This window comes from Micromonospora sp. NPDC006766 (assembly GCF_040636055.1).
Taxonomy (GTDB): domain Bacteria; phylum Actinomycetota; class Actinomycetes; order Mycobacteriales; family Micromonosporaceae; genus Micromonospora.
This window is the reverse complement of the sequence record NZ_JBEYIX010000011.1, coordinates 1-24,657: the sequence shown is the minus strand read 5'-3', so window position 1 is coordinate 24,657 and position 24,657 is coordinate 1. Positions and strand designations below refer to the sequence as shown.

The following is a 24,657-nucleotide window of genomic DNA, read 5'->3' as shown; positions in this document are numbered from 1 at the left end:
ACCGCTCAGCCGAGCGGGGCGGCCTCCACCACGATGACCTCGATGCCGGAGCCGAACAACCCGAGCAGGATGTCCCGGATCGAGTCGCGCATCGCCGCGCACGCCACCGGGTCGATCAGGCTCGCCAGGGAGGCGATGCCGAGGTCGAACCGGCTGTCGAACTCGACCCGCACCCCGTCGTCGGTCTCGACCACGAGCCACGTACCGGAGAACGTCGCGAAGTCACCCGTGACCTGATCGAAAACGATCCGGCGGTTGACCGGGTCGATCTCGTCGCGTTCGGTCCAGACCAGGATGCCCCGGCGGAAGTTCACCTCCCACTTCGACTCCACCTCGGTGGAGCTGACCCGGGTCACCCCGACCGTCCGCACGGCGTCGGTGAACTCCGGGTACGCGGCGAAGTCGGCCAACCGGTCGAACGACTCCTTGGCGTCCGCCCCGGGCAGCAGGGCGTGCATGATGACCGAGCACTCCATCGCTGCGGGCCTCCTCAGGTCGGGTCGACGTTCACGGCTTCAGCCCCCGGATCAGGTGACGCAGGCTGACCCGCCACGCGTCCTCAACCTGCGTCGGGGTCATCGCGTCCGGTCCGCCGGGGATCGTCCCGAACGACGTCGGCAGCAGCTCAGGAATGATGACCAGCCCGCAGACCGCCACCACGCCGTCCAGCCGAGCCAGGTCCTCGGGGGCGAGGACGTCCGCGAACGCCGGCCGGACCAGCCGATCCACGATCGACGGATCGGCGATCCGGCCGGCGGGAATGTCCCTGCCGCACTCGCGGGCGGTCTCCGTCACCAGTTCGAGGTAGCGCTCGACCGGGAGGCCGGCGGGTCCCGCGGTCAGCCAGTACTCGCCCGTGCGCAGGTCGGCGTCGACCACGGCGCGGATTCCCCGCGCGACCATGTCCTGTGGGACGAGGTCGAAGAACGTGCCGGGATGCGCCGGGATGAACGGCAGCTGCTGGGTCACCAGGTATTCGGCGAGCAGGTGCACCCCCTGGTGCTGCCGGATGGCGCCGGTGCGGGAGTCGCCGATGACGATCGCCGGCCGGACGATCACCGCGTCGATGCCGCTGTCGCGGACCATCCGCTCGCCGAGGTATTTCGAGGTCACGTACTCGTCGGTCCGCGCGGCCACCTTCTCCGTGCCCAGCCGGCCGCCGCCACCGGCCTGGCCGTACCGGGACACGTAGGCGGTGCTGACGTGCACCAGCGTCGCCTCGGCCTCAGCGGCGAACTCCATGACCCGGCCGAGGCCCTCGATGTTGAGCCGGTCCACCTCCGCCTGGTCGGCGGAGAAGTTGACGATAGCGGCCGAGTGGATCACCACGTCGACCTCCGTGCACAGCTCGCGGTAGGCGCGGCGATCCAGCCCGAGTGCAGGCGCGTGCAGGTCCAGCCGGACCACCCGGTCCGAGCCGGCGGGCAGCCGCCGGTGGGCTCCGGCGATCACGTCGTAGCCGGAAAGCTCGGCCAGGACGGCGGTGCCCACGACGCCGCTGGCCCCGGTGACCAGGACCGTACGCCGGGTCATGCGGATGGTTCGCTTTCCGAGGCGGGGAAGCGCGCGGCCAGGGCGACGCTGGCCCGCTCGAACCCCGCGACCAGCCGCGCCTCCTCCTGCGGGGTCATCGTGGCGGGCGGGGTCAGCCGCAGCACCGGGTGCGCGTTCATCGAGTGGTTGACGAGCACGTCGTTGTCGAGCAGATCCATCAGGAACTCCGCGGCGTGCAGGCCGGAACGGAACTCCACGCCGATGAGCAGCCCGGCCCCGCGTACGTCGGCCACCAGGTGCCCGATCGGCCACAGCCTGTCGGTGATGGCCGCGAACAGCCGCGCGCCCAGCGTGGCCGCCCGGTCGACCAGCCGTTCCCCGTTGATCACCTCGACTGTCGCGCGGACCGCGGCCATCGCCAGGGGATTCGCGGAGAACGTCGACGTGTGCAGGTAGGGGTCCTTGTCGAACGGCGCGAACGCCTCCTCGGTCGTGACCGTCGCCGCGACCGGCACCAGCCCGCCGCTGAGCGCCTTGCCGACCAGCAGGACATCCGGCCGTACGCCGTCGCGATCCGCTCCCCACCAGGTCCCGAGCCGCCCCAGCCCGGTCATCACCTCGTCCAGGACGAGCAGCCCGCCCCGCTCGCGGCAGAGCGCCTCGACCGCCTTGAGATAGCCGGACTCGGGGATGATCACCCCGCCCTCGCTCTGCACCGGCTCGACGACCACGCAGACGTCCCGGTCGACAACGGCGGCCAGTTCGTCCAGGTCGCCGAAGCTGACGTGGGTGACCTCAGGCAGCAGCGGGCGGAACGGATCCTGATAGAGCGACCGTGCGGTGAGCGACAGCGCACCGACCGTCTTGCCGTGGTAGCCGCTGTGCATGGACACCAGCCGGTGTCGCCCGTTCGCCCGGGCGATCTTGATCGCGGTCTCCACCGCCTCCGCGCCCGAGTTGGAGAAGTGCACCTTGACCAGGCCCTCCGGCGTCACCGAGGCGAGCGCCTCGGCGGCCCGGGCGGCGGGCTCGTTCAGCAGCACGCGGGTGGACAACGCCTGCTGTTCGAGCTGGTCTCGCACCGCGTCGAGCACGGTCGGATGCCCGGCGCCGACGAAGAACACACCGTAACCGGCGCAGTTCACCAGGTGACGCCCGTCCGCGGTGTGCACCAGCGCGCCGGTGGCGCCGACCTCCAGTGGTGTGTCGAGCATGGCCGCGACCCGCCCCAGCCCTTCGCCGAGATGGCGGCGGTAGAGATCGAAGACACTGGAGGTCACGGGCGGAAGTCTGCCCGAACGGAGGCACCTGAACAATTGTCTACTCAGGACGAAGCCGATGGCCGAACAGCCGAGCTGCTTGCACTGACCGTGCTCTATGGTGCCGGCGTGGACACGTACTGCGAGATCACCTACGCCGTCTCCGATCGGATCGCCACGATCTCGCTGAACCGCCCCGAGGAGCGCAACAGCTACACCCCGCGCATGGCCGACGAACTCGCCCACGCGTTCGACCGCGCCGACCACGACGACGACGTCCGGGTCGTCGTCCTCACCGGCACGGGGGAACACTTCTGCGCCGGGCTGGACATGTCCCTGACGGAGTTCGACACCCCCGACGACCCGGACGCCGACTGGGCGGAGCCGGCGGGTCGTTGCTCGATGCGCATCTTCGCCATGAACAAGCCGGTCATCGCCGCGATCCGGGGCGCGGCCGTCGGCGCGGGCGCCACCATCATCCTGCCGGCCGACTACCGGCTCGCCGCCACCGACGCGCGATTCGGGTACGTCTTCAGCCGACGCGGCATCTACGCCGAAGGCGCGTCCACCTGGTTCCTGCCCCGTCTGGTGGGCCTGGGCCGCGCCCTCGACTGGATGATCAGCGGGCGGGCCTTCGACGCGGCCGAGGCGCTCTCCGCCGGTCTGGTGCACAGCGTCCACGAGCCGGAGCACCTGCTCGACAAGGCCTACCAGCTCGCGCGGACTCTCGCCGCCAGCACTGCGCCGGTGTCCGTGGCGGTCATCCGGCAGATGCTCTACCGCACCAGCGCCCTGGACTCGCCGTACCCGGCTCACCGGCTGGACTCCCGGCTCTCCGCCGAGGCGCTGCGCAGCCCCGACGCGCGGGAGGGCTTCGACTCCTTCCGGCAGCGCCGCGCCCCGGTCTTCACCGGGCGGGTCAGTAGCGACCTGCCCGACCACCTGCCCTGGAGAAGCTGATGAGCCCGGAGGCTGCCGGGCCCGGCCCGGAGATCGCCGAACAGATCACCGTCGCGGCGTCCGTGGCCACGGTCTACGCGGCGGTGGCCGACGTGCGGCGGATCGCCCGGTGGAGCCCCGAGTGCGTCGCGATCTGGGTCACCCGACGCGACGGCGGGCAACCCCGACGCTTCGTCGGCTGGAACCGGCGGGGCCCGTACCTCTGGTTCACCACCTGCCGGGTCGTCACCGCGACGCCGAACCGCGAGTTCGCCTTCGACGTGACCACCTTCGGCCAGCCGGTCGCCCGCTGGGGCTACCGCTTCACCGAGACCGACGGCGGCACGCAGGTGACCGAATACTGGCAGGACCGGCGCAACCAGGTGGCCCGCGCCCTCGGTCGGATCTTTACCGGTCGGGTGGCGGGGGATCGTCCGACCGTCAACCGCGACGGCATGCGGGAAACCCTGCGCAGTCTGAAGCGGGAGCTGGAAACGGCCTAACCGACCCCGTGCGCGGCCGCAGGCGACCCGTCGAGCCGGGTGCCGATGAGGTCGGTCTCGGTTTACCCGGGTGTGCCGTGGGTAAGGCGCGCGGGTGCGTCAGGGACCTCTCGCAGAAAGCTACCCGGGGGCCGTGGCCCTCGTGGTCTGTTCCCTGGTCCCGTACCTGGTCCTGACGGTGGCCGTGCTCCCGCTCGGCGAGGCCATCTCGACGAGCCTCGGCATTTCCCGCCCCGCGTTGGTGGTGACGGCGAGCCTGTCCGCCGGCGCGTACGCGGTCGGCACTCTGCTGGCCGCGCAGTTCGCCATGCACTTCCCGCCGCGACGCATGCTCGTCGGCTACGAGGTCTGCTTCTTCGTCGCGTCCATGCTCGCGGCCTGGGCCCCGAACGCGGCGGTGTTCATCGCGGCGTTCATCGCCCAGGGGCTGCTGACCAGTCTGATGCTGATCGCCGCGGTCCCCCCGCTGGTCACCGCCTGGCCGGCGACCAAGATGCCGGTTAGCGCCGGCATCCTGAACCTGTGCATCTTCGGCGCCGTGGCCGTCGGTCCGACCATCGGCGCACTGCAGGCCGCCGCCGGTAACTGGCGGGTGCTGTTCTGGAGCGTCGCGGCGGTGGCGGGCCTGGCGCTCCTGTTCTCCGTGCTGACCTTCCGCGACACCCCGCCCCAGGACCGCAGCGCACCGTGGGACATCGTCGCGCTGACGCTGGGGGTCACCGGCTGCGGCGCGGCCTTCTACGGCGCGGGCCGACTACAGGCCAGCATGAGCGCTGACGTGCTGTCGGTGGCCCCTCTCATCGTCGGAGTCGCCCTGATCGCGTACCTGGTCGTCTACGAATACCGGCTGGCCAACCCGCTCGTGCCGGTCAAGGCGCTCGCCACCTCGGTCCCGCTGGCGGGGATCTTCGCCGCGCTCACCGCCAGCGCCGCCGCCTTCGGCGCCATGGAACTGCTCCTGGTCGTGCTGCGTACCGCCAGCACACCGGTAACCGCCGCGCTCATCTTCCTCCCCGAGTTCATCGCCGCCATCGCCGTCGCCGGGCTGTTCGCGGCACTGTTCCGTACCCGGTTCACCCCGCTGCTGATCGTGGCGGGGCTGCTGATGGTGGTGGCCACTGCGGCGCTGCTGCTGGGAACACTGCCGGCGATCGGTCCCGCCCTCGCGGGGGCCACCGGCCTGCTCGGGCTGGGCGTGGCAGCGGCGGTCTCGCCAGCACTTTTCCTGGCGGGCCTGTCCCTGCGGGCGAACATGCTGCAGCGGGTGTTCGCCCTGATCGAGCTGCTGCGGGCGGTGACCGCCTTCCTGACCGCCCCGATCCTCGTGTTCCTCGCCGCGACCCTGGGCAGTGACCAGACGTCGGGCACCCGTGATGCGCTCTGGATCTGCCTCGCCATCGCCGCCGTCGGGCTCGCCGGCGCCACCGCGCTCTACCTGTCGGGCCGCCCGCGACTCGAAACGCCGGACCTGGAACGCTGGCAGGGCCGCGGAGAACCCGCCTGGGAATCCCCGCCCCTGCTCAGCGCGCTGCCGCGCAAGCGGCGGTAGGCGGGTAGAGGACACCGGAGACCGGTCCTTACCGTCGCCCGTGGCGGCGGCAGTCGCCGGTGGCATGATCACGAGATGAGCGCCTCCCACGACCGCGATGACCGCCAGCCGGAGTGGGACGCCGTCCGGGCCGAGGACGACCGCTACGTCGGCTGGCGTGACCTGACGGCATGGCGGAGCACGCTCGGCCGGCTCATGGTGACGCTGACCCGTCGGGCGGCACGTCGCGTCGGCAGGTACCCGGCGCTGGCACTGACCCTGCTGATCGGCGTCGTGCTCGTCGTCGCGCTGACCGCCGCGTCGGTGGAAATCTATGAAGCGGTTGCCGAGGCGGACGGTGTCGCAGGCCTTGACAAGCCGGTCCTGCAGGCGGCCATCGCCGCTCGCACACCGTCGCTCGACACGGCGGTCACCGGGTTCACCACCCTCGGCGGTCCGGTCGTCATGCCGATCCTCGCCGCCGTCGCCGTGATCGGTCTGGCGATCCGCCGTCGGCAGGTCAGTCCCGTGCTGCTCATGGCGGTGGCCGCCGCCGGGTCACTGCTGATGACGATCGTCGGGAAGTCCCTCGTCGGGCGGGTCCGCCCACCGCTGGCCGACGCGGTGCCACCGTACGAGACCTCCGCGTCGTTTCCCAGCGGGCACGCCCTCAACGCGGTGGTCATCGCCGGGGTCGTGGCCTATCTGCTTGTCCTGCGCCAGCGGCGGTGGTACACCCGGACGGTCACCGTCGCCGTAGCGATGTTGTTCGCTGTCGCCATGGGCCTGAGCCGGGTCTTCCTCGGCCACCACTGGCTCACCGACGTGCTGGTGGCCTGGACCCTCGGGCTGGCGTGGCTGGCTTTCGTCATCACCCTCCACCGGCTGTATCTGAGCGTGCGGGACCTGCGTCCCCGGTCCGGGCGGTGAGCGTCACCGAAGGTGCCTCAAGTAATGCTCAAATCCGGGGCACGTCAGCGATCGATGTCACGTATGCACATACGCTCACCGAATCCGGCTCGCCCACGGCCTCCCGATTCGCCTCACGACGGTGACCATCGCCGTACCCGGGATCGCTGTTCGCGGGCTGATGTAACTGTCCTTTATGGACATGATCGGCGCGCGTCAGGGTCGGTCACCAATTAGACGTCACAAGCAGAAGGAGGGGAGAATGCGACGCAGACAACGGCGCATCGCGCTTCTCGCGCTGCCCGCACTGATGGGGAGCGTCCTCATGACGACCGCGCCCGCGGGCGCCGACCCCGCGGGACCAGCCACGGCGGGCCCGGTCCGATCCCACCTCGAGGATCCGGACTCGGCAAGCCTCGTACGCATCCAGCTGACCGGCAGCGACATGCTGGACGAGGTCGTCGCCGCCGGTTTCGACCTCGAGCACGGCCTCACGCGCGTGCCGGACGGCATCGAAGGCGAGGCGGTGCTGACCGCCGAGCAGGTCGCCGAACTCGAGGCGATGGGTGTCAAGATCCTCGGCGACGACGAGGGCTTCGCCTGGAGCGAGGAGGCCGATGGCGGCCTCCAGGCCCCTCGCCTGCAGACCGTCCAGGCGCTCAGCCAGGAGGCCACGGTACGGATCGCCCGCGCCGACTGGTTTACCACCAAGGGCCAGGGTTTCCTCTACGTCGAGGCCCGGACCACTCAGGGGCAGCAGGCGAACCCGCTCGTCACGATGCAGTTGGAGAACGACTCGGGCTCGGGTACCTCGTTCGGCTACGCCCGGACGATGAGCCGGTTCGTCGACTCCGGCCAGTACATGTTCCACCGCAACCTGTTCAAGCTCGCCGCCCGCCCGAGCCAGATCCGGGTCACGAGCTCGACCGGCGGCGTGGCCACCGGCTACGTCTCAGACTGGCTCGAGAACGGCGCGCCGCCGCTGACGGACAACCCCAGCTACCAGCGGGACTTCATCGACGGCTACAAGACTCCGCAGCAGCTCTACCGCCGCGCCGAGGAGATCGCCCGCCAGTACCCGAAGATCGCCGAGATCGTCTACCTGCCAAACAAGACGAACGGCTACCAGCGTAAGGCGCAGGCCACGATCGGCGGCACCGGGCAGGCCGCGGTCGTCGTCAGCTCGGCGGCGTGGGGCCACGAGGGCGGCAACGACATCACCGTCGAGTTCGTGAACCGGCCCGGGGCGAACCTTCCGCTCGCCGTCGAGGTCAACGGCAAGGCCGTTCGCGTGCTGCTCGCGAAGAACGCATCCGGGGCGCTCGCGAGCACCGCGGCGCAGGTGGCGAACGCGCTGAAGACGCAGTCCGGCGGCCTGATCGATCGGGCTCACCCGTATCGCACCAACGCGGGCACCGGCATCGTGCAGGCGACCCCGGCCCCGGTGGCCCTGACCGACTTCCTCGACGAGAAGCGCGTCGGCGCCCCCGAGGGCGACGTGCCGCGTGGCCCGGCCACGATCCCCGTCCTGCGGATCGGCAAGCACCGCGACGGCAAGAAGCCGGGTGTCCTGATCCAGGCGCAGGACCACGCCCGCGAGTGGGTGCCCGCGACGACCTCGCTCGAGGCGGCCGAGCGTCTGGTGCGCAACTACGACACCGACAAGGAGACGAAGAAGATCGTCGACAACACCGACGTCTTCCTCATCCTGTCGAACAACCCCGACGGGGCGAACTACAGCTTCTACAACTACGCCTCGCAGCGCCGTAACCTGACGAACCACTGCGCGGACGCCGACGCCGATCCGGCCCGGCGTAACTCCTGGGGCGTCGACCTGAACCGGAACTACCGGGTCGGGTCGGGGCACGACGGCTACTCGGGCGGCTCGACCAGCTGCATCAGCGACACCTATCAGGGCCCGGAGAAGCTGTCCGAGCCCGAGTCGAAGAACATCATCTGGCTGGTCGAGAAGTACCGGAACATCAAGTTCATGATGTCCGTGCACTCCAACGGCGGCCAGCTGTTCTGGCAGCCCGGCGCCTACATCGCGAACGGGCGGATCACCACGCCGCGCCCGCCGCTCGGTGACGAGGCGTTCTACTGGCAGTCGGCCGCCCGGATTCTCTCTCAGGTCAAGGCGCACCGGGAGACCGTCGTCACGCCGGAGAACGTCGGCGGCTCGTCGGACGTTCTCTACTCCTCCGCGGGCAACGTGCGCGAGGACCTCTACCACACCTACGGGATCTACGCCTTCGGCTGGGAGGTCGGCGGCTCGATCTACAACCCGGCCACCGGCAACTGGCAGGGGGGCTCGTTCCAACCGGCCTGGGTGGGCAACCCGGAGCTCGTCAGCGGCCACGCCGAGACGATGGAGTACGCCAACGGCATCATGGAAATGTTCCGGATCGCGGCGGAGTGGGGCAAGGACAACAAGAAGCCGACGTCCGAGCTCGTTCCCGGCGCCGGGAAATACTCCGGGTCCGTTGACGTGCACTTCGAGACCAGCGAGCCGGCCACGATCTACTACACGACGGACGGCAGCCGGCCCACGCTCGAGTCGCCGCGCTACGAGGCGACGGAGTTCCGGGAGCCTGGGCAGGTGTTCCACCTGACCGAGACGACGACGTTCAACTGGTTCTCGATCGACGCCGCGGGCAACATCGAGAAGGGCTACGACCCGACGAAGAACGACACGCGCAACAACTACCGCACGGCAACGATCACGATCGTCAAGTAGCGGACGTACGCCAGATCGGCATCCCGCGATCACTGCCTCGTCAGGGGGGCTTCGGCCACCCCTGACGAGGCAGTGTCGCGCCTGGTCCAGGGGCATGGCGAATTGGGCGGCCGGACCACACCGAACGTTCGATGCCTCCGTTGCGTCGAGGTGGCACACTCCCCGGCGACGGTCTATGGACGCGCATAGAAGGAGAGCCCCGTGGCGGAAACGGGCGGATTCATAGCGGTCATCGGCGGGCTGATGTGCCTGTTGATCGTCGTTGTGCTCGGGTGGACGATCGCGATCTACAACCGCATCGTACGACTGCGCAATCAGGTCGACGCCTCATGGGCCCAGATCGACGTGCAGCTCAAGCGACGCTCAGACCTGATTCCGAATCTCGTGGAGACCGTCAAGGGCTACACCGCGCATGAGAGCACCACGCTCGCGGCGGTGACCGCGGCGCGTACCGGGGTGGTCGCGGCGGCGAACGCCGAGCCCGCCGCCCGGGCCCAGGCGGAGAACGTGCTCACCCAGAGCCTCGGTCGGCTCTTCGCGGTCGCGGAGGCGTACCCGGACCTCAAGGCCAGCCAGAACTTCGCGGCCCTGCAGGCCGAGCTCGCCACCACCGAAAACAAGATCGCGTACGCGCGGCAGTTCTACAACTCGGCTGTGCAAACCTACAACACCGCCGGGCAGACCTTCCCGACCGTGCTGATCGCCGGCCTGGTCGGGTTCAAGACGCGACAGTTCTTCGAGACGGCCGAGGGCGAGCGCGGCCCGGTGCAGGTGCGGTTCTAAACATGAGCCCCGTCGTCCTCGAGATCGGTGCCATCGGCGCGTCCCTCGCGCTCTTCTTCGGCGCGTACGGGTTGCTGCTGTCGATCACCAGGCCGCGCCACATCCACGCCGCACCGCCCTCGCAGGACCTGCCGGAGGAGCCGCCCGCCGTGGCGAGCCTGCTCGGCACCGGCTGGCAGGTCACCGAGGACGCCGCCGAGGCGACGCTGCTGGATCTGGGCGCGCGCGGCTACCTGGAGTTCCGCCAGCCCGACAACGACCCCTACCACACCACGGTCCACCTGACGAGCGCCGTGCCGACCGGGCTGAACGCGTACGAGACTCGGGTCTACGAGCGGGTCAAGGAGCTGGCCATGGACGGCGTGGTGCCGCTGACCGCGATGACCTTCCGGGACGCGAAGGCGGCGAAGTCCTGGTGGAAGGCGCTGCGCAGGGAGGTCATCGCGGACAGTCGGGCGCGCGGCCTGTCGCGCCGCCGCTTCGGCCCGGCGATCGTCGTCTTCCTGGTGATCGTGGCCGCTGTCGCCGCGGCCGGAATCACCTACGGCTTCGGCCACTGGGCCATCCGTACGCCGGGCAAGCACGACGACGACATCGAGGGCATCTTCTGGGCGTACGTCGTCGGCTTCGCGGTGCTGTCGACGTACGCCGGCCGCTACAACGGGGAGCGGGACACCGCCACGGGGCGGCAGGCCGCAGGCCGGTGGCTGGGTGTGCGTGACTGGCTGCGCGGGCACGACGCGTTCGCGGATCTGCCCCCGGCCGCCGTCGGGCTCTGGGATCGCTACCTCGCCTATGGCGCCGCGCTCGGGGCGACCCGCACGGCGAGCACCGTCATCGACATGGGCATGGGTGACCGTACCCGGGTGTGGTCCACCTTCGGCGGCACCTGGCACCGGGTACGGGTGCGCTATCCGAACAGCGGACGGTACGGGGAAACCGCACCGATGCTGGTGTTCCGCGGCGTCCTGCTGGCCGTCATCGGCTTCGTCATCGCCCGCTACGGCCACATCGTGGTGGACATCGCGATGCAGATCGACGCGGTGTCGGCGAGCGCCTTCGCCCCGTTCGCCGGCCTCACCTCGGCCCTGATCACCGTGGCCGGCGTGCTGCTGCTGCTGCGCGGCTGCTACACCGTCGCGCGTACGATCACCGACCTCGCGGCGCCGAGAGCGGTGACCGGTCAGGTCCTCTGGTTCGCCGTGTGGCGAACGCAGACCTCCAGCAGCGACGACAGTGGCCCACCGCAGCCGATCACCTACTATCTCGCGGTCGACGACGGCACGAGCGACCACACCGTGGCGTGGGCCCTTCCGTTGGCGCTGGGGGGCAGTTGCGCGACCGGCGACACGATCCAGATGACCGTCCGGCCCTGGTCGCGGCGCGTCATGGCGGTGAACGTCGTCGAGCGGGCCACGAGCCACGCGCCGCAGCCGGACGTGCCGACCGACAACCTGGTTCTCGCCGCGATCAACCGGCACCCCGGCGGCGGCAGCGCGGCACCGGTCTCGGCTGCGGCCCGCAACGTCACGCTGCTGCACGGGGAGGAGGTCGCGAGCGCCCTGCAGTGGCCGTCACCGGTCACCGTGCAGGGGACGCCGGGGCCGGGCGGGCTCGTGCAGTTCTCCACACCGGAGGGCCCGGTCCTCATGCTGCTCACGGCACACGGCCTCTTCGGCTCGATGACGTGGCGGGCGGCGCGCCAGGGCACACCGCTGCCCGGCATCGGCGACGCCGCGTTCGCGCGTGCCCAGTCGGTGTTCGCCCGCGTCGGCGACAACACTGTGCAGGTGGCGCTGATGCCGGCCGCCGCGGGCCGCGAAGCGGCGCTTCCCGGCCTGCTCAAGCTGGCCGTGCAGCGGTTGCCGCAGGAGTGAGGGTGAGCGCGTGAGTGCGGGAGCAGCAGCGGGCGAATCGGTCGTCGAGCAGTCGCTCGCGCTCAGCCACGTCGACTTCATGCAGGTCGCCGGTCTGCTCGGGGAGCCGGTGCCGCGTCACCTGCGCGCGTCGGTGGCGGTGTATCCGCGCCGGCGCCGGGAGGAGGCGCTCGCCGCGTCACGGCAGTCGCTCCTGGACCGCGCCGTCGTCCTGCCCGGCGACCCGCCACGCGTCCCCCTGTCCGTGGTACGCCTGACGCAGGTCGTGTGCCGCCCCGCGCTGACGGTCGAGCTGCACCGGGCGGCCGGTGGCCGGTGGGCGCCGCCCATCCGGTACGCGGCCGCGGGTGACGCGGCTGTGGAGGTGCTGCCCGAGTCCGACGGCGTACGGCTGACCCCGTTCCACAGCGACGGCCTGCTGCCCCGATTGGTGTGGCGGGCCGGGGTCGAGAAGCTGCCCAAGCCGGCCGGCGGCCCGGTGAACGTTCCACTGAGCGTGCTGCGCTCGGCGGCGACCGCGCGGGAGGCGCTGGCCGCCGTGGGCGTACCGGAGGATGCCGGTGCCGCTCTCGCGGGCGGTGACCTGGGTGCGGTGAGCGTCCTGGTGCGGACCGGGGCCGGCCGCACCGGCGCGGAGCTCGCATGGGCCGCCGGCAGCGGCTACTGGCTCGTGCCCGCGCTGTTGACGCCGCTCGCCGACGACCGCGGCGCGGAGCCCGACGATGATGCGACAGTGCAGCTCGCCCCGCTGGACGGGGTCGAGCTGATCGATGCCCTCTACCACTCGTTCACCTTCGACCGCTAGGAGCAGACGCCATGCCGATGATCGGTGGAGAGCTCGACCAGCTCGCCGCGCTGAAGGCCACGTTCGACCGGCAGGCCGGCATGGTCGCGGACGTGCTGAGCACGATCCGCAGCCAGCTCGGCAACACCTACTGGGAGGGGCCGGCCGCGTCGCGCTTCCGCGAGTCGTGGCAGAGCGACTTCGAGCCCATGTTGCAGCGCCTCCAGCAGCAGATGGGCGAGGCGGGTGCGGAGATCGCTCGCCGCCGCGACGCCCTCATGAAGGCCGGCTCCTAACCCGTGGCCATGGATGCGGCGCGGCTCGAGGAGTTGGCGCGGCTGCTGCTCAACCGCGCCGACGACGTCTATTACGTCGGCCAGCAGTTGGTCGGCAAGGGCGACAGCGCGGACTGGCGGTGCGCGAAGGCCGACCGGTTCCGCGAGGCGATGCGTGGGCGGCGAGGCGAGGCGGTGCGGGTCGCCACGCAGCTACGCGACCTCGGCCGCCTGCTGCGTCAGCACGGCCGGGAGCTGGCAGGCGGATCGTGACCGATCGGGTACGCATCAACACCGATGATCTTCGGCAGTTGACCCGGACGCTGCAGGGTGCCCTGCAGCAGCTTGCCGACGTCCGGATGGAGCTGCTGCGGGCGAGCGCCGAGCTGGGCGAGGACCCGGCGTTCTTCACGGCCTATCAGCAGATCCTCGGCGGGCTCGACAGCCTCGGCGGCGCGATCACCACCGACCACGACAACCTCGCCGAGCATGTGCTCGGCATCGAGGCGGAGGAGGGGCAGCCGCCGGCCGCCGACCCGCCGCCCCCGCCGCCCGCCACGCCGTCAGGCCCTCATGGCGAGTTGCTCCCGTTCCCGATCATCCTGCGCTTCATCCCGCGCTCGCCGGCGCCGCAGCCGTGGGACACCCAGTGGGTCAACGCCGATGGCAGCCTCCCGCCGCAGGCGAGCGCGGAGGCGCGTGCCGGGTTCGGCGGTTCCTGGCAGGCGCGCGGCTCGTTCGACGGCGGTGTCGTCTCGGGTTCCGGCTTCGTCTCTGCCGCCGGTCGGGGCTGGGCCTACGGGGAGGCGGACGCGGGCGTCGACGAGAAGGGCAACGCCCACGCGCACGCCAAGGCCGGCGTCGGCGTCGAGGCCTCGGCGCACGCCGAGGGCAGTATCGACGCGGGCCCGGTGCACGCCCAGGGGCAGGCCGACGCGTCGGTCCGCGCCCAGGCCGAGGTCGAGGCATCCGCGTCGGCCGGGCCGGACGGGGTCAGCGCCGCGGCCCGCGCCGAGGCTTCGGCGGAGGCCAAGGCCAGCGCGCAGGGCTCGATCGGCGTCGACGGCGTCGGGGACGCCAGCGGGCACGCCGAGGCCGAGGCCGGTGCGCACGCGAGCGGCCACGGTGAGGTGTCCGTCGGCAAGGACGGGGTCTCGGTGGGTGCCGGCCTCGGCGCGGAGGCCGGCGCCTCGGCCGGGGCGGGCGCCACCATCGGGGGCAGCGCCGGGAGCGCGACTGTCGGCGTCGAGGGCAAGGTCGGCGTCGGCATCGAGGTCAGCGGCAGCGGCACCGTGTCGTGGGACAAGGTCGGCTTCAAGGTGGACGTCGGCGCGGCGCTCGGCATCGGCGCCGGTTTCTCGCTCGACCTGTCGATCTCGCCCGCAGAGATCTTCGGCGCCATCGGCGATGCCATCACGGATCCCATCGGCACGCTGGAAGGCGCGGTCGACCTGGTCGGCGACGCGGTCTCGTCCATCGCGGACGCGGCGGTCGACGTCGGCGACGCGGTCGCGGACTTCTTCGATCCCCCCGCGCTGGCGGATTCGTTGCTCGACGGCGCTGGGGCGCTCAGCGATGCGGGGGCGCTCGGCGATGCCGCAGGTGCTGCCGGCGGTCTTGCCGATGCGGCGGGTGCCCTCGGGGACGCGGCGGGCGCGGCGCAGGATGCGGTCGACGGCGCTCAGCAGGTCGTCGATCAGGCCAGGTCGGCGGCCGACGCGGCGCTCGGCGCCGTCGCCGACGCCGTGGACAGCGCGGGTGCCGCGGCTCAGGGGGCGATCGACAGCGCCGGGCAGGTCGCGCAGGGGGCGGTGGACGCCGTCAGCGGCGCGGCCGACGATGTGCTGGCCCAGGCGTGGGACGCCGCACGCGATACGGTCGGCCAGGTAACCGGGGCCGTTCCCGCCGCTCCGGATCTGTCCGGGGCATACGCCGCCGTCACGTCACCCGATGACGCCGCGAGCAACGCGACCAGCGCCGCAGCTCGCTTCCTCGCTGGACCGGTCGGAGGACCACCATGGAACTGATCTACCCAAGTGCCCTCTCACCGGCCCCGCCGGCCTTCCGGCTGAGCCTCCCGGACAACTGGGAGGCACGTCCCCATGCGACGGCGTCGGCGTTCGCCGTCGACACGGGCTCGCCCGCCGACTTCACCGTGAATCTCGTCGTGTTGAGTACGCGGGTACTGGTGGCGGCGACGCTGGACGAACTGGTCGAAACCGCCGCTGCGGCACAGGGGACGAAGATGCTCGACCCGCAGGTGTACGGGCGGCGGCACGAAACCATCGACGGGCACGACGCGGTGCTGTCGGCGGTCACCTTCCGCAGCGATCGGCTGGCGTTCCCCCTTTTCCAAACCCAGGCGGCGCTGCTGACCGGACAGGGCACGAAGCACCTCATCCACTGCTACGCGACCTGCCCGGCCGCCTTCGCCGACGACTACGCGATCACTTTCCGGGCCATCTTCGCCTCGCTCAAGCTTGCTTGATCATTCCAGAGCCGGTTGCGGAGAGTGTTCGCCTGCTTCCGCCGAGCTGATCTGCACGTAGTCCACGTCGCCCCGGCGTACCAGGTAGGCGCGGCCGGGCGGGAAACGGCGGCTCGCCTTCTGCGGCAGGCGCAGCCCGAACAGCTCACCGTCCACGTCGACCTCCGGCCGCAGCAGCAGGCCGTGCTTGGCCTTGCGCAGGTCGGTGAGCCAACCGCCGAACGAACGGTGCACCGCGTAAACACCGGCGGCCGCGAGCAGCACCAGGCCCGCGTCGCGGCCCCGGCGGACCAGCGTGGACAGCGCGGACGCGCCCAGCGAGTCGGCCATCTCCTCGCCGTCGTCGATCACAACGAGCCACGGTGTGCCGGGGCCGGCGGCGCGCTCGCGTACCAACTCCTGCAACTGCCCGGTGAGCACGTCGCACGCGTCCAGCCCGACCGCCGTCTCGGTCCACCCGGGCAGCCGCAGCAGGGACGTACGCCGAGGGGCCAGCAGGTACGCCTCCAGCCCCGGTAGCCGCCCCTGCAGCCCGTGGACAACAGTGGACAGCGCCGTGGAACGGCCGGACCGGTCAGGTCCGAAGACCGCGAAGACGGGTACGTCGTCGAGGTCGACGTCGACGATCGAGTGCGTCACCCCGGAAACCCCCACCGGTACGCGCAGCGGCCCCGGCTCCACGTCGGTGAGGGGAACGGAGTCGGGCAGGACCGTGACGGCCGGTGGCGTGGTCGGATATGCGGTCGAGTCGAGGGCGGCGAGCGCCGCCGCCTGGGCCGCGCCGGACGCGTCCGGCCCGAGCACCGCGACCTGCACCTCGTCGCCGTCGAAGAAGCCTCGGCCGGGCGGCAGCTCGGTCTGGGCGACCGACATGGGCAGGCCGAGCGCGGCATACTCCTCGGCGTCGGCCATCCGCAACACCAGCCGGGCCGAGATCGCCCCGGACAGCGTGGACGGGATCGCGTTGCGCCGGTCGGCGGTGATCACGAAGACCACGCCCGCCGACCGGCCGTCGGCGATCTGCCGGGCGAGCGTGTCGACGAGTTCACCCCGGTCCACGTTGAGGTACGTGTTGTGGAACGCCGCGTACCCGTCGAGCAGCACGACGTAGAACGGCAACCGCTCGCCGGTCTTGTGCCGGTGCTCGGCGATGGAGGAGGAGCCGGTGGTGCCCAGCAGCCGCTTGCGTTCGGCGATCACCCCGTCGAGCATCGCGAAGAGACGATCAACCCGCTCGGGCTCGTCGGCGCCGACGACGCCGCCGCACTGAGGCAGCGCGGCCAACGGCCGAAGGCCTCCGCTCGCGAAGTCCACCCCGTAGATGTGCACGTCGGAGGGGTCGAGACGGTTCAGCCCGGCGGCGAGCGTACGCAGGGCTTGGGTCTTGCCCGAACCGGCCGTGCCGTAGACGAGCAGATGGCCCAGGTCGGTGAGGTCGACGAGCCACGGCTGCTGCGCCTGCCGGTGCGGTAGGTCGACGACGCCGAGCGCGACGGCGAAGCCGTCGCCGGGGAGGGAAGCGACGTCGTAGTGCCCGGCCAGGGTGTCGAGCCATGGTCGCGGCTGATCCGGCACGCCGGCCAGTTGGTGGGCCGCGCGGACCGCCGAGACGAGACGCTGCAGGTCGGTCGGGCGGTCGTCGCCGGCATCGCTGGACCCCCGGGCGACCGGCTGTTCCCGCAGGCCGGAGCCGGGCGGCGCGAGCATGACCAGCGTGGGCGCGGCCTGGCCGCCCGCCGAGGTGCGCGCGTTGGCGTAGGCGCTCTGGACGAGGCTGATGTCGCTGTGGCCGATCCGCACGTAGCCCCGGCCCGGCAGGCTCTTGGGGATGCGGGCGGCGTCGGGCCGGTCGAGAACGTCGTTGCTGTCGCCCTCGTCCGCGACGCGCAGCGCGATGCGCAGGTTGGTGTTGGCGCGGATGTTGTCGTCGATGACACCCGCCGGCCGCTGCGTCGCGAGCATCAGATGCACGCCCAGCGACCGCCCACGCTGGGCGATGTCGACCACCCCGGCGACGAATTCGGGCAGTTCCTTCTTCAGGAACGCGAACTCGTCGATGACGATGAGGAGGTTGGCCGGGGCGTGCCGGGGGTGGCGTTGTTCGAGCTCGATGAGGTCCTTGACGCCGTGCTCGCGGAGCATCTCCTCGCGGCGGCGCAGCTCGGCGTTGAGCGAGATGAGCGCGCGCCGGGCGAGGTGGGCGTCGAGATCCGTGAAGAAGCCCACGGTGTGCGGCAGTCCCACGCAGTCCTTGAACGCCGCGCCGCCCTTGTAGTCCACCAGGACGAACGTCAGTCGGCTCGCCGGATACGTGGCCGCGAGCGAGCCGATCATGCTCTGCAACAGCTCGGACTTGCCCGCGCCGGTGGTGCCGGCGGTCAGGCCGTGCGGGCCGTCCCGGCGCAGGTCGATCGTGAACCGCCCACGCGGGCCGTGGCCGATCGGCGCACCCAGGCCGTCGTCGCCCAGGGTGCTCCAGCGGCGGACGACGCCGGCCCCGTCCGGCTCGGGCAGGTCGAGCAGGTCCAGCAGGAGCACCTGACGCGGCAGGTCGCCGGTGACCGCCGCGGCGGAACTGTCCTGCACGGGCGCGAGCCGCCGGGCGACGTCGGCGGCGAGTTGCGGTGCGACGCCGTCCACCACGATGTCGCCGATGGTCCGTCCGGTCAGGGTGACGGTCACCGAGGTCTCGTGGCCCGGCCCGGTCCGCACGATCGCCCGGCACTCGCCCGGCAGTGTCTCCGCCGTCGGCGCGGTCGCGACGGCGTACACGCCGAGCTGCGGCCCGTCGGCCAGCACGCGGGACAGGGCCGAACGGGGCACGCCCGCGTCGCCCGCCACGATCAGCAACACGTTCGGCAGCCACGCGCCCGGGTCACCCCGCCGCTCCAGGATGATGCGCCGCTGCTGCACCAGGTCGTCGACCATCTGCAGGACCGCGCGGGCGTCCTCCGGGTCGAAGGCCACCGTCCGTACCCCCGGCAGCCCGGCCGTCAACGTCTCGGTGTGCGGCAGCCAGCGGGTCCACGCCCACTCCTGCGACGAGGCCAGCACCACGATCGCCAGCTCGCGCGGGCTGGTCAGAATCGCGTACTGGAGAAGCAGCCACCGCAGCAGCGCGTCGCGCTCCGAGCCCGCGACGCCCAGGACCCCGACGGTGCGCAGATCCGCGTCGACCGGTGCGGCCTGATCCAGCGCGTACGCCCGGATCAGCGCCGCGGCGTGCTCGTCCGGCTCCCGGTCGGACTCGGGGCGCAGCGTCAGATGGCTGGGCAGGTCGGCCGTTCCGACGCGTACGGTCAGGAAGTCGGTGTCGGCGGCCCGGCGTTCCCACAGGTCGGCTGCGTGGCGCAGCGCCCTCGCGGTGAGGTCGGCGGGGTTGGGCGCGGCGGCCAGACGCGCCTCGTGCAACCGTGCGTACGCCTGCGCGGCCTGCTCGCTGACCGTCGCCATCTCGGCGGTGTACCGCTCGCTCGCGGCCTGGAAGTCCCGGCGGCCGCTGCGCTTGTCCTCCCAGACCGCGACGCCGAGCATCACCGGGCCGAAGAGCGCCATGAGCAGCATGATCGGGCCCATGACGAAGGCCATCCCGGCCCCGAGGAGCACCGGAACGATGGCGGCGACGAGCGGGACGCGCCGCTTCGGCGGGGCAGCCGGGGCGATGGGGACGGTCAGCGTCTGCGGCTCGATGGGGCGCTGGACCCGAGGCGGCCGGGAGAACGTGATCCGGCCGTCCCGCGCGGTCGCGTCGTCGGGGGGCGCCGGGCCGCCGCGCGCGACGGTCAGCGTGGTCGTGCCGACGGTGACGACCTGCCCCGGCTCGACCGGGACGGTGCCCTCGATCCGCCTGCCGTCGACGAACGTCCCGTTGCTGGAGCCCAGATCGGTCACGGCGACCTGCCGCGAGCCCGCCCCGATGTGCAGGTGCCGGCGGCTGACCTCCACGTCGTCCAGGACGATCTGGCAGGCGGAATCGCGTCCGAGGTAGATACCCGCGCCGGCCGCCGTCGGCAGACGCCGTCCGGCCTGCGGGCCGCCGGTGATGAGAACCTCGAAGGCGGCCTTCACCCCCGCCGGCATCAGCCACGGCGGCGCGACCGGCCCGGTCAGCAGCAGTCGGTCGCCCATGCGCACGCCCAGCTCCGCGAGCGTACGCCCGGCCTCGACCTCGCCGCCGGTGCGTTCGAGGAACGTGCGCTGGCCGGCGGCCGGGCCCGGCAGCGCGCGGTGCACGGCGTCGAGCAGGGTGCGTGCGTCGGCGCTCGGCTCCGCCACGAGGCGGATGTCGTGTTCGGCGGCCGTGGTGTCCACGACGGTCAACAACAAGTCCATGATCACCACTTCACGGTGGCGTCGCGGGAACCACCGGGTACGCCGTTCTTGTACGCCACCGCGCGGAGGAAGAAGCTGGTCCCGGGCGTGCAGGTCCAATAGGCGGTGCCGCTGCCGTTCGCCGCCCCGGAGAGGCCGACGAGGGAAGTGGCCAGGTCGCCGTTGTAGTAGACGCGTACCTCGTCGGCGCCCCGGCTCGACCACCGCAGCTCGAGATTCGCCGCACTGCCGTCGCACTCGAGCTTCTTGACCGTGAAGGCCGTGACCCGCGCCGAGTCGGGCCACCGGCCCTGGTAGTCCTTGTGCGGCCCCGAAGTCTGCCCCAACTGTGGGACGGCGTGGAGCAGGAAGGTGCCGTTCGACGTGCACGGGAAGGCGAAGGTCGCCTCGCCCGAGGCGCCGTCGAACCCGCCCAGGAACGCGCTCGCCGTCGGGCCGTACAGCTGCACGTTGTCGGCGCGGACGGCCTTCCACGAGACGTCGAACTGCCCCTCCCATGATCCGTCCGGGTTGAGCGCGCAGGTGATGTTTTTGAGGACGATGCTGGTCATCGCGGGGCCGGTCGGCTTGGTCACCGGTGCCGGGGCCTGCGACTGCGGGGCCGACCCGGTGGTCGGGGCCGCGGACGAGGCACCGGGCGTGGGCTCACTGCTGCCGCTGGGCGCGTCGCTGGGCGCGGGTGCGGTGTCGCCGCTGGCCGTGACCTGCGGCGTGCCCTTGTCGTCGGGCTTGCCGGCGAGGGTCATGGCGGCGTACCCGCCGGTGCCGAGCAGCGCCGCGAGCGCGACGACAAGGACCGCGATCAGCAGGCCTCGGCGTTTCTTCGGCGGGGGAGCCGCCGGAGCCGCCGGAGCCGCCGGAGCCGGTGGCGGCGGTGCCGGTGGCGTGGGGGGCGGGCTCCCGAGCCGGGTCGCCGCTCCCGCTGCCGGGGCGGCCGCGAACGTCATCCCCGGTGGCGGGGGAAGGACCGTCGCGGCGGGGCCCGCCGAACCCGCAGGCGGCGTCCCGCCACCGACCGGCGGCGGAATGGTCGGGGCCGGCGGCAGGATCGTCGCCGCTGGGGCCGGCGGTGGTGGCGGTGTGTCCGGCGTGGCCGGCGCCATCACCGGCAGGTTGTCCACCCGCAGACCCAGTTCCTGTTGTACGCCGCGCAGCGCCTCCCCGAATTCCGCGGCGGTGGCGTACCGGTCGGTGGCGGCTTTGGCCATCGCTCGGCGCAGCACGCCCAACAGCGACTCCGGCAGGTCGTCGCGGGGCGGCGGGGCTTCGGAGTTGAGCACCTTGTCAACGAAGACGGCGAGCCCCGCCGAGCCTGACATGGCGAACGGTGGATGCCCTGCCAGCAGCTGATACAGCGTGGAACCGAGGTTGTAGACGTCGGCGGCGACGCCCGCAGGCTCCCCCCGCAGCACCTCCGGCGGAGCATGATTCGGCGTGTACGCCTGCGTGTTGCGTGTCATGGACCGGTGATCCGTGACGGTCGCGATGCCGAAGTCGGCGAGGGCCGGTTCACCGATCGCGGTGATGAGGATGTTCTCCGGCTTGATGTCGCGGTGGATGATGTCGACCCGGTGCGCGGTCTCCAACGCACCCGCGATCGTCACCCCGACGTGCAGGACGTCGGCGAGCGGGAGCGGGCCCTCGCGGGCGACGCGGTCCGCCAGTGACCCCTGGGGGCACAGCGCCATCGTCAGGAACGGCCGCCCATCGGCCAGGAACCCCGAATCCAGGATCGTCACGATGTTCGGATGGCCGGTCAACCGGCCCGTGGCCGCCCGCTCGCGCTGCAGCCTGCGGCGCAGCCCCTCGTCGTTGATGCCGACGTCGAGCACCTTGACGGCGACCCGGCGGTCGTAGTCGACCTGCCGAGCGGCGTAGACGGCGGAGAAGCCGCCCCGGCCAAGCAGCCGAAAGTCGTCGTAGCCGGGAATGCTGACATCACTCACCGGATGCCCCTGTTCGCCTACACCGTTGCGCGGACTTTGTCGGATCATGGTGGCGGCGCAGCCCGGCGGTTTTCAAGGCCCGGTCGGGCACACGTCAACCCTCGACCTGGTCACCTTTTGGATTTCCGGTGCGCGCCGGGAGTATCTCCAGCATCAGCGGGAAAGCATGGGCATGGCGTCTCCGGACAGCCGTGACCGGGGACCGGGCCACTCGGTGGGAAGCTACGGTCCGGCACGATTGCTGCCGGCCGCGCGGCGGTTCCTGGGCCGCCGGCAGTTGGTGGCGATTCTGGTCATCGCCGTCCAGGGCGGGTTCGCCACGACGGTCGCGTGGATCATCGCCAAGGACTACCTCGGCCGCGACGCGCCGGTCTTCGCGCCGATCGCCGCGCTCGCCACCATCGCCTCCGCCGCCGGGCAACGCGCCAGACAGACGATGGAACTGCTCATCGGCGTAGGGCTGGGCATCAGCGTGGCCGACGCCCTGCTCTACCTGGTCGGCACCGGAGCGTGGCAGATCGGCGTGGTCGTTTTCTGTTCCATCGCGCTCGGCCTGCTGGTGGCCGGCCGCAGTGGCGCCCTGGTCAGTCAGGCCGGCGCCACGGCCACCCTGTTCGCCACGCTCGCGGGGAACCAACGAAATCTCGGGCTACCCCGGATCATCGACGCCGCAGTGGGTGCGTCGATCGGCTTCCTCACCGTGGCACTGCTGCTGCCCCTCGACCCGTTGCGGGCCGTCGACCGGGCGGCCAGTCCGTTCTTCACCAACCTCGCCGACGCCATCCACACCACCGCGCGGGCCCTGGCCGCCGGCGACCAGGACACGGCCATGCGGGCGTTGGAGCGGTTCAACACCACCGTCACCACCGACACCACCCGCCTCGACGACGCCCTGCGGGCCGCGGAGGAAACCGTGACGATCGCCCCCTGGTGGCGCCGACGGCGCGACCGCTACCGGCACTACCGGATGGCACTCGACCGACTCGCCGCCTTTACCACTGACGTCAGGGTGATGGCCCGCCGGGTCGCCACCCTGCTCCAGTACCACGAACCCGTCCCGCCCCCACTGCATCAGGCCGTCGACGCCCTCGGCGACGCCCTGACCCACCTCTATCGGGACACCAGCACCGGCCGGGCGACCGGGCGGCCCCGCCAGAGCGTCCTGGACGCCGCACGACTGGCCGGACAGGCCAGCAGACAGCAGATCGGCACGTTCGGCGGGACCGTCATCCTGCAGATCCGCAGCGCTGCCAGCGACCTGCTCCGCGCCACCGACGTCAGTCCCCAGGAGGCCAACCACCTTGTCCGCGACGCCGCCACCGCACCTGATGACGGCCGGTAGGTGGGCGTCACCTGGCGCTGGTCGGCTGCGGGCTCAGTGGGCGGGTACGGTCTCGGTGCCGACGGCCTCCGGCTTCGGTTGCGGGTCGCCGGGCGCCTCGGGCGGCGGGGCGGGGCGCCCGACCGCCTTCACCACCGCCACGGCCACCAGGGTGGTCAGCGGGATGGCGAGCACGAGGCCGATGGAGGCGACCAGGGTGCGAACGATCTCCTCGGCGATCTGCGCGCTGCTCAGTACGGCGAGAATCGGCCGGTCGTAGACGTTGACCAGCAGCATGATCGGCAATGCGGCGCCGGCATAGGCGAAGGCGATGGTGTAGACCGTCGAGGCGATATGATCTCGACCGATCCGCATCGCGCTGCCGAACAGTTTTCGGGCCGGGGTCCGCGGCGCCAGCTCGTACAGTTCCCAGACCGCCGACGACTGGGTGATGGTGACGTCGTTGAGCACGCCGAGCCCCGCCACGATGATTCCGCAGAGCACGATGTCGGTCATGTTGACCTGATGGTTGAGCACCGCGAGGGTGATTCCGTCGCGGTCGCCGAGACCGGTCAGGTGCGCGGCCCCAGCGGCCCAGACGCCGAGGCCGGCGGTGGCCAGCAGCCCGAAGAGGGTGCCGACCAGGGCGGTGGTGGTCCGGGTCGAGAAGCCGTGGGCCAGATAGAGAACGACGAACATGATGGCCGCGGCGCCGACCACCCCGACGAGCAGCCCGGAGCTGCCGACCAGCAGCGCGGGCAGCATGAACTTGACGATGATCAGGCCGGCGATGCCCAGGCCGATCAGCGCCCGTAGGCCGCGCAGCCGGGCCACCCCGACCACCACCAGGGCGTACGCGGCGGCGAGGAGAGCGAGTGGCAGGTTCCGCGCGTAGTCGTGGAAGGCGTACACCGCCGGCCCGCTCTGGTGGTTGAAGATCCGGACCACCTTGATCCGGTCCCCGGTCTTCAGACCGGTGCGCAGGGACTCGGCCGGCACGTCGACGGTGACGATGCCATCCCGTTCCGGTCCGGTCTCCAGCCGGGCCTGCACGGTGGCACAGGTCGTCACCGGGATGTTCCCGTTTTCGTCCGGGCGTCGGTTGGCGACGGGGCATTCGTACGGGGCGATCGCCACGACGGTCGCCTCCGGATAGCTGAGGTTCCGGGTATCCGTGCTGGGGCCGGCCGAGGAGACCTGATCGGCCCTGGGCCAGAGCAGCACCATGCCCAGCGCGGTCGCGAGCGCCAGGGGAACCAGGATCAGCGTCAGGAGTACGAGGGCCCGGCGTCGGCTCGCCGGATCGGTCGAGGCGGCACCCGGGGCGGGCGCGTCTGCGGGCCGACCGTCGGTGTGGTGGTGGGAATGCATGTACGGCTCCGGCCTGGGTGGGGTCAGGTGGGGTTGAGGGAGGCGTGGCCGCCGACGGGGTCGCGGTCCTGACGGTACGGCCGTGGCGGCGGCTGCTCTACCAGCCGGGTC

Annotated in this window: 19 protein-coding genes; 13 read left to right on the top strand and 6 right to left on the bottom strand. The window is 71.6% G+C overall.

The annotated features are described in order from the left end of the window. Positions 1 to 5: 5 nt before the first annotated feature. Genes ABZ671_RS13430 through ABZ671_RS13420 form a run of 3 tightly spaced genes read right to left on the bottom strand, consistent with a single transcriptional unit; the run spans position 6 to position 2,774 of the window. On the bottom strand, positions 6 to 476 hold the full coding sequence (locus ABZ671_RS13430; RefSeq protein WP_357856206.1) for an SRPBCC family protein: 471 nt from the start codon (positions 474 to 476) through the stop codon (positions 6 to 8). Positions 477 to 507: 31 nt separating this feature from the next. After that, positions 508 to 1,533, bottom strand: a complete 1,026-nt coding sequence (locus tag ABZ671_RS13425) for an SDR family oxidoreductase (RefSeq protein ID WP_357856203.1) — start codon at positions 1,531 to 1,533, stop codon at positions 508 to 510. Further along, positions 1,530 to 2,774, bottom strand: a complete 1,245-nt coding sequence (locus ABZ671_RS13420) for an aspartate aminotransferase family protein (protein WP_357856200.1) — start codon at positions 2,772 to 2,774, stop codon at positions 1,530 to 1,532. Before ABZ671_RS13420 ends, ABZ671_RS13425 begins: the two co-directional genes overlap by 4 nt. Positions 2,775 to 2,882: 108 nt before the next feature. On the opposite strand from ABZ671_RS13420, the gene ABZ671_RS13415 reads away from it, so the two are divergent. The 12 genes from ABZ671_RS13415 to ABZ671_RS13360 all read left to right on the top strand — a co-directional run bounded on the left by ABZ671_RS13415 (position 2,883) and on the right by ABZ671_RS13360 (position 15,576). After that, positions 2,883 to 3,713 carry an enoyl-CoA hydratase-related protein gene (locus tag ABZ671_RS13415; RefSeq protein WP_357856196.1) on the top strand — a complete coding sequence of 277 codons (831 nt, stop codon included), beginning with the start codon at positions 2,883 to 2,885 and terminating at the stop codon, positions 3,711 to 3,713. After that, a complete protein-coding gene (locus ABZ671_RS13410) occupies positions 3,713 to 4,195 on the top strand; it encodes an SRPBCC family protein (RefSeq protein ID WP_357856193.1) in 483 nt (160 codons plus the stop codon). Before ABZ671_RS13415 ends, ABZ671_RS13410 begins: the two co-directional genes overlap by 1 nt. A 94-nt stretch (positions 4,196 to 4,289) precedes the next feature. After that, positions 4,290 to 5,744 carry an MFS transporter gene (locus ABZ671_RS13405; RefSeq protein WP_357856191.1) on the top strand — a complete coding sequence of 485 codons (1,455 nt, stop codon included), beginning with the start codon at positions 4,290 to 4,292 and terminating at the stop codon, positions 5,742 to 5,744. Positions 5,745 to 5,819: 75 nt separating this feature from the next. Further along, positions 5,820 to 6,653: a phosphatase PAP2 family protein gene (locus tag ABZ671_RS13400; protein WP_357856188.1), complete on the top strand. Its 834-nt coding sequence runs from the start codon at positions 5,820 to 5,822 to the stop codon at positions 6,651 to 6,653. Positions 6,654 to 6,894: 241 nt separating this feature from the next. After that, the gene (locus tag ABZ671_RS13395) at positions 6,895 to 9,369 is read left to right on the top strand and encodes a M14 family zinc carboxypeptidase (RefSeq protein WP_357856185.1); all 2,475 of its coding nucleotides are present in this window, start codon (positions 6,895 to 6,897) and stop codon (positions 9,367 to 9,369) included. Between the two features lie 201 nt (positions 9,370 to 9,570). After that, positions 9,571 to 10,152, top strand: coding sequence for a LemA family protein (locus ABZ671_RS13390; RefSeq protein ID WP_357856182.1), 582 nt, complete (start codon positions 9,571 to 9,573; stop codon positions 10,150 to 10,152). A 2-nt stretch (positions 10,153 to 10,154) separates the two neighbouring features. Continuing rightward, positions 10,155 to 12,029, top strand: coding sequence for a hypothetical protein (locus ABZ671_RS13385; RefSeq protein WP_357856179.1), 1,875 nt, complete (start codon positions 10,155 to 10,157; stop codon positions 12,027 to 12,029). A gap of 10 nt (positions 12,030 to 12,039) precedes the next feature. Further along, the gene (locus tag ABZ671_RS13380; RefSeq protein ID WP_357856176.1) at positions 12,040 to 12,834 is read left to right on the top strand and encodes a hypothetical protein; all 795 of its coding nucleotides are present in this window, start codon (positions 12,040 to 12,042) and stop codon (positions 12,832 to 12,834) included. A gap of 11 nt (positions 12,835 to 12,845) precedes the next feature. Next, entirely contained in the window at positions 12,846 to 13,109 is a 264-nt protein-coding gene (locus ABZ671_RS13375; RefSeq protein ID WP_141721382.1) for a WXG100 family type VII secretion target, read from the top strand. Between the two features lie 9 nt (positions 13,110 to 13,118). Further along, positions 13,119 to 13,361, top strand: coding sequence for a hypothetical protein (locus ABZ671_RS13370; protein WP_357856173.1), 243 nt, complete (start codon positions 13,119 to 13,121; stop codon positions 13,359 to 13,361). Beyond that, positions 13,358 to 15,115: a hypothetical protein gene (locus ABZ671_RS13365; protein ID WP_357856170.1), complete on the top strand. Its 1,758-nt coding sequence runs from the start codon at positions 13,358 to 13,360 to the stop codon at positions 15,113 to 15,115. The genes ABZ671_RS13370 and ABZ671_RS13365 overlap by 4 nt, the downstream gene beginning before the upstream one ends. Continuing rightward, positions 15,106 to 15,576, top strand: coding sequence for a hypothetical protein (locus ABZ671_RS13360; RefSeq protein ID WP_357856167.1), 471 nt, complete (start codon positions 15,106 to 15,108; stop codon positions 15,574 to 15,576). The genes ABZ671_RS13365 and ABZ671_RS13360 overlap by 10 nt, the downstream gene beginning before the upstream one ends. Here the strand turns inward: ABZ671_RS13360 and ABZ671_RS13355 are convergent, their stop codons facing one another. Together ABZ671_RS13355 and ABZ671_RS13350 are read right to left on the bottom strand one after the other, a co-directional pair. Further along, positions 15,577 to 19,908 (bottom strand): FtsK/SpoIIIE domain-containing protein, encoded by a 4,332-nt coding sequence (locus tag ABZ671_RS13355; protein WP_357856164.1) that lies wholly within the window; start codon positions 19,906 to 19,908, stop codon positions 15,577 to 15,579. Positions 19,909 to 19,910: 2 nt separating this feature from the next. After that, positions 19,911 to 21,854 (bottom strand): protein kinase, encoded by a 1,944-nt coding sequence (locus tag ABZ671_RS13350; protein ID WP_357856161.1) that lies wholly within the window; start codon positions 21,852 to 21,854, stop codon positions 19,911 to 19,913. A gap of 214 nt (positions 21,855 to 22,068) precedes the next feature. Between ABZ671_RS13350 and ABZ671_RS13345 the strand changes: the two genes are divergently transcribed. Next, positions 22,069 to 23,196, top strand: a complete 1,128-nt coding sequence (locus tag ABZ671_RS13345; protein WP_357856158.1) for an FUSC family protein — start codon at positions 22,069 to 22,071, stop codon at positions 23,194 to 23,196. A 33-nt stretch (positions 23,197 to 23,229) separates the two neighbouring features. Here ABZ671_RS13345 and ABZ671_RS13340 read toward each other — a convergent pair whose 3' ends face one another. After that, a complete protein-coding gene (locus ABZ671_RS13340) occupies positions 23,230 to 24,546 on the bottom strand; it encodes a YibE/F family protein (protein WP_357856155.1) in 1,317 nt (438 codons plus the stop codon). Positions 24,547 to 24,657: the final 111 nt, after the last annotated feature.